The organism is Oleiphilus sp. HI0079 (assembly GCF_001635105.1).
The window spans coordinates 1-4,655 of sequence record NZ_LWFT01000669.1 but is presented as its reverse complement, the minus strand read 5'-3'; the positions used below and the strand labels follow the sequence as shown (position 1 = coordinate 4,655).

9 protein-coding genes are annotated in these 4,655 nt (G+C 42.9%); 1 reads left to right on the top strand and 8 read right to left on the bottom strand.

Annotated features, from left to right (window positions below; genetic code table 11):
- On the top strand, window positions 1-187 hold a 187-nt coding region (locus A3750_RS24985), incomplete at its 5' end, for an integrase core domain-containing protein (protein ID WP_156498550.1).
- Window positions 188-448: 261 nt separating this feature from the next.
- Here the strand turns inward: A3750_RS24985 and A3750_RS12115 are convergent.
- The 8 genes from A3750_RS12115 to A3750_RS12090 form a co-directional block, all read right to left on the bottom strand.
- Window positions 449-1,120 (bottom strand): RDD family protein, encoded by a 672-nt coding sequence (locus A3750_RS12115; RefSeq protein WP_068548309.1) that lies wholly within the window; start codon window positions 1,118-1,120, stop codon window positions 449-451.
- A gap of 74 nt (window positions 1,121-1,194) precedes the next feature.
- Window positions 1,195-1,707, bottom strand: coding sequence for a hypothetical protein (locus A3750_RS12110; protein ID WP_068548308.1), 513 nt, complete (start codon window positions 1,705-1,707; stop codon window positions 1,195-1,197).
- An 85-nt stretch (window positions 1,708-1,792) separates the two neighbouring features.
- Window positions 1,793-2,191, bottom strand: a complete 399-nt coding sequence (locus tag A3750_RS12105; RefSeq protein WP_068548036.1) for a hypothetical protein — start codon at window positions 2,189-2,191, stop codon at window positions 1,793-1,795.
- 89 nt (window positions 2,192-2,280) lie between these two features.
- Window positions 2,281-2,670 (bottom strand): DUF4345 family protein, encoded by a 390-nt coding sequence (locus A3750_RS12100; protein WP_068548307.1) that lies wholly within the window; start codon window positions 2,668-2,670, stop codon window positions 2,281-2,283.
- A gap of 542 nt (window positions 2,671-3,212) precedes the next feature.
- Window positions 3,213-3,467: a type II toxin-antitoxin system BrnA family antitoxin gene (brnA, locus tag A3750_RS24975; RefSeq protein WP_068559456.1), complete on the bottom strand. Its 255-nt coding sequence runs from the start codon at window positions 3,465-3,467 to the stop codon at window positions 3,213-3,215.
- A complete protein-coding gene (locus tag A3750_RS24970) occupies window positions 3,464-3,607 on the bottom strand; it encodes a BrnT family toxin (RefSeq protein WP_082873278.1) in 144 nt (47 codons plus the stop codon). The genes brnA and A3750_RS24970 overlap by 4 nt, the downstream gene beginning before the upstream one ends.
- A gap of 42 nt (window positions 3,608-3,649) precedes the next feature.
- Complete coding sequence (locus tag A3750_RS25350) at window positions 3,650-3,877, bottom strand: hypothetical protein (RefSeq protein WP_156498549.1); 228 nt, start codon at window positions 3,875-3,877, stop codon at window positions 3,650-3,652.
- Between the two features lie 202 nt (window positions 3,878-4,079).
- The coding region (locus tag A3750_RS12090) for a MipA/OmpV family protein (protein ID WP_068548305.1) at window positions 4,080-4,655 on the bottom strand (576 nt) is incomplete at its 5' end.

Below are 4,655 nucleotides of genomic sequence, written 5' to 3'. Positions count from 1 at the left end.
GCAGAATGCTTTTGTTGAAAGCTTCAATGGGAAGTTTAGAGACGCTTGCTTGAACCAACATTGGTTCCGAACGTTACAAGAAGCACGATATGAAATTGATCTGTGGCAGCAGCACTACAATCATGAACGGCCACATAGCTCGCTTAATTATTTAACACCGGTAGCCTTCGCGAAGAAGGTTGCATAATATGGAATTTCTCATTGATGGAGTGGTACTAATCAAGGGGAAAGGTCAGACCCAATGAACCAGGTACGGCGGCTGCACCACCAATTAAAACGTTTGCACCCGTAACCAGAGCTACAAAAGATATTGCATAGAGAGTGTACTTAAGAATTGATTCCATTCCGATTCCCTAGTTGTTGATATTCTTAAAGAACATAACGCCGCCAGCAGCGGCCGAGTGAAACGAGGTCCAGCGACCGCAGGGAGCGATGCTGGCTGGCCTGGTTATATGCGAACGACCACAGTTTTACCAATAAAGTCATGAACAGCCCTCCGTTTTTCACTAAACAACATTGTAACGAATTCTGAAATACCCCAGATAAGTGAGAGAGCAGCAAATATAAGTATGGTGGTAACTAAATTACTTAGATCTTCGACACCCTGATAGACCATAACAGACGCAACAATACTAAGGATTACCCATATGACGTTGAGCAATAATGTAACTGATTCTCGGCGCAATGATTGAAGCAGCCCAATTGGTTGCTCGTTTTCATGATTTAGGACTTTTACACCCACAAGCATTTTACCTACAGTTTGGCCAAAGAAACCATGCATGAAGATGGCATAGAGTGACAGTTGAACAGCATTGACGCTTTGAAGAAATTTGTCATGGGGAGAATACTCGAAACCTAGAATCAAGCTCTCAATATAAATAACTAGAACAAACAATACCCCGTCTATAATCGAAGCCAATACCCTTGGACCAAAAGTAGAGTACTTTAGAACTATTTTTCTCTGTTCCTCCATTTCCTGCTGTTTGGCAACAAATTCAGGATTAGATAAAAGAGTAACTATTGCTTGATAGTTTTCAGGGTATTTTTCTTTGTTTACGCTGCTTCTTGCTTGAAGCAGCTCTTCGTATGTATAGCTTTCGTAGTTTGGTTGGCCATCCATAGGACTTCATTCCTTAGTACATATAACAGTGTGTTTAACGCACCCTGCGGTCCGTTAAACACTTTTTAGCTGTTTCATAGTACCCCAATTTTAGCAGCAACGGCCTCACCAACGCTTGACTTAACCAGCAATTCATATATTTCCTCATCTTCTCGTTCTTCGAAAATGCCAACAAGAAAATCAGGTGTGGTTTTCCAGTTTTTAAACGGCGACGAACTACTACCCAAACCGCTATTTAGAGATTTACAAAGCGAACAATAAAACTCATATTGATATTGAATTAGCTCTTCCCACTCCTCGTCGGATTTGCCCGCCATTTGGGCAGTTAACCTTTCATATAGTGGGTTTAGTTTCTCATAGACATCATCTTGTATATCAATGGCCCACTCAGGTGGACTCCATCTGGTTTCTGCTTGTTCGGGCTCATTGTTGTATGCGAAACAAGGTGGATTAATTTGCTCGTAATCACAATAAAAAAGCCAAAAGCTGCAAGCATAAACTTCATCCTGTTTCGGATGAACCGTGGCTATTGATTCTAGTATTACTGATTCTATTTCCTTGAATATCGACTGAATCTTCGAGTCCATGGACTTTCCTTACAGCTAACGCCGCCAGCAGCGGCCGAGTGAAACGAGGTCCAGCGACCGCAGAAAGTGATGCTGGCTGGCCTTGTTATAGGGCATTCGGTTGTGACTCATCACTGAGGATACTGAAGCCCATATAGGCCAAAAAGATACCGCTTATTGGCCATGCACCGAAAGCATAAAGATAGAATAAAGGTGTTGGATAAATAACGAATGCCGTGCCTGCAACTAGTGGTAATGACCAAGCCAGAGAATACAAAGCGCTCTTTTTAATAGTTGTATGCTCAATACCTTCAATATGCTCCTCGGCTTGTATGATTAATATAAAGCGATCATGCGAAACAAAAGGAAGTGCCAACACTTTAAGTAGGAGTCGAGCAAAATTACCAAAGCCACGACGATTAAGCTCTGTTGAAGCAGCCTCTTGGTTAATGCCCCAGTATCTCCATAGTATGAGATACATGGTTGGTATTTGATCTATAGACATTTTAAGACCTATAACGCCGCTATAAAGGGCAGACAATGCGCAGCATTGGCTGTCCAGCCCAACTTGTTGGGCGATCTTTGATAGCTTGGTTATGCTTGTTGTACATGGCTGTTAGTTTTGAGCAAGATAAAACCAACAAGTAAAACTGTAAATAGTTCACCAGCCAAATAAATATATTGAATAGTGTTGGCCTGGCCAAACGAAAAGAAGCCAACAGTTCGTGCTAGCAACATTGCCCCCATGGTAAGGAGCACGCAGACTAAGCCCAGTTGAACATTTGATTTAATACAGTAGAACATGAATGCACCAAGGCCAATGAATAGCCCTCCGTATGTAGCCATGAACTCCATTTGCGCTATTGAGCTTTGAAAATCGTAATGAACTAAACTTGCGATGGTTTCTGGAGCAATTAGACCAGCCACACCAAAGATTAAAAAGAGTACTGCGTAGTAACCTAAGATATATATCCGTGCTTTCAATTTACTTCCTTATCTCTGACATTTCTAAATGAGCATAACGCCTAGCACGCCGGAGCGCGAAAGCGCTTCCGGAGCTGCGATTGGTTATATGCTGAGTTATTGAACAACATTGGTGATAACTAAAGGGCTTTTATTTTGATAGCGATAAGGGATATTAATAGTATTCGATTGTTGAGCGTTAAGAGAAAAGTTTAAATGCATTGAATGGAACGTTCGATGCACGAACCCATCGTTAGGCCCCATATTTGAAGATGCCCGCTCCTGCTGAAGAAAGTCCACTTTTATGTATCCAGTTTGCTTCTCATGACTGTTGTTTTGAAGCGTAACAGAAAATGTGCAAGGGCTTTCGATGCAATTGATGCTCTTTTCTATAATTGCAACGTTGGGCGTTTGAACAAAAAAGACATAGAAACTGATAGCGATGGCTGCCAAGCACAAGTACAAAATGAATATTTTCGCATTGTGTTTGGTTCTGATAACAAAATTTCTTGTAGCTCTATCCATGACTATTTTGCATATAACGCCTCAAGAACCGGCGCAGGTTACTGCGTTCGGTTGCTTGATTTGTTAAAAATCGAATGCTCCAAACGCTCGGCCAACCATACTTTTACAATGGATTGACGAGTCACACCGAGGCGCGAAGCCTCTGCGTTGAGGGAATCAATCATCCACGTAGGGAAGTCCACATTTACTCTTTTCTGAGTTTGATTGGGCCGTTTGACGGTGGATAAATCAAACTCATCAAGAATATCCGATTGGTTTTCATCAAACTTCTTATCTAATGATTTAGCTTTCAAATAGTGCCACCAGAATCTCGGGGCCGCCTGACAGACATAATCCGAATATTGTCGCTACGGTAGGTAATAATGGCAGAACAGTGCTTCTGGCCAATCATGCCTACATTCAACGCTCTTGGCTCGTCGTCTGGTTTAGCCATAACTTCAATAAAATCAAGCTCTTGCCAGAGAGCTAATACTTGTTAGCTGGAATTTTTTGGCACTGCATTACCAAGTAAAGCCATTACGCCAAACAGTAAAAATAAAACCCACCAAGACACGTAAGTGCCTTTAGTAAACTTGGGTTTACCACGCCGAATAACGGCGAATGGGATATATACGATTGCTAGTGGTAATAAGACCCCCATGATAGCCCGGCCAAAGCTAAAGCCCCAGCTATAGGCCGCTGAAGCGCCTGTAGCTACGGACATTTATGTTGGCTTAGTCATATCCATGTTTATTGTTTTAACTCAGTGAGAGGTCGTTTCAGATTCTGTCACTGTGAATAATCCCAATTATTCTCTGTGCCAACCTCGCGAGGCTGATTTATGTGGCATGAACTATGACGCCCTTGTTTCTCATTTTCTTTCGGCACAAAAAGATCGAACAAGACCTTTAAAGGAATGTTGAGCCCTAAAAGACATAAATAAATCCAATGCCAACTTCGGCTTCATAGTTGTTGCGCGCAATCGGGCTATCTTTAATGTCGCTGCTATACCGCTCGTAAACTGCCTCGCCGAAAATTTGCCAGTTTTTATATAAGTACTGACGATAATTGTAATTGAAACCGACGGAACGGAACCCTCCACTCAGATTAGTCTCATCCAATCCCGAAGCAACGGACTGCTCTGCATTAATACCAAAATCTTTATTCGCATAATCGCTGTCGTGAAATACCATCGCGATCGCGATCTCATGGCCGCTTCCATCGCTCTGATCCCCGAAACGACGCCCTAATGCAAAAAGACCTAGGCTTCCGTTTTCACCAGTGACCAACCTGCTATCCAGCCAGTAACGCCAATCAGCATCCAAAGATCGACGCCCTTGCAGCACGAGTTCGACACCTTCTTCTCCATCACCTAGACCATCCAAGCGCCCGTCATCGGAATCAGCTTCTTCTCGCCCCTCATCAAAGCCTAAAGCAGCTTCGAACAGCCACACGTCAGAAAGAAGTCCACGCCAACCGAGGGCCTCTCCTGCCCAGAAGAA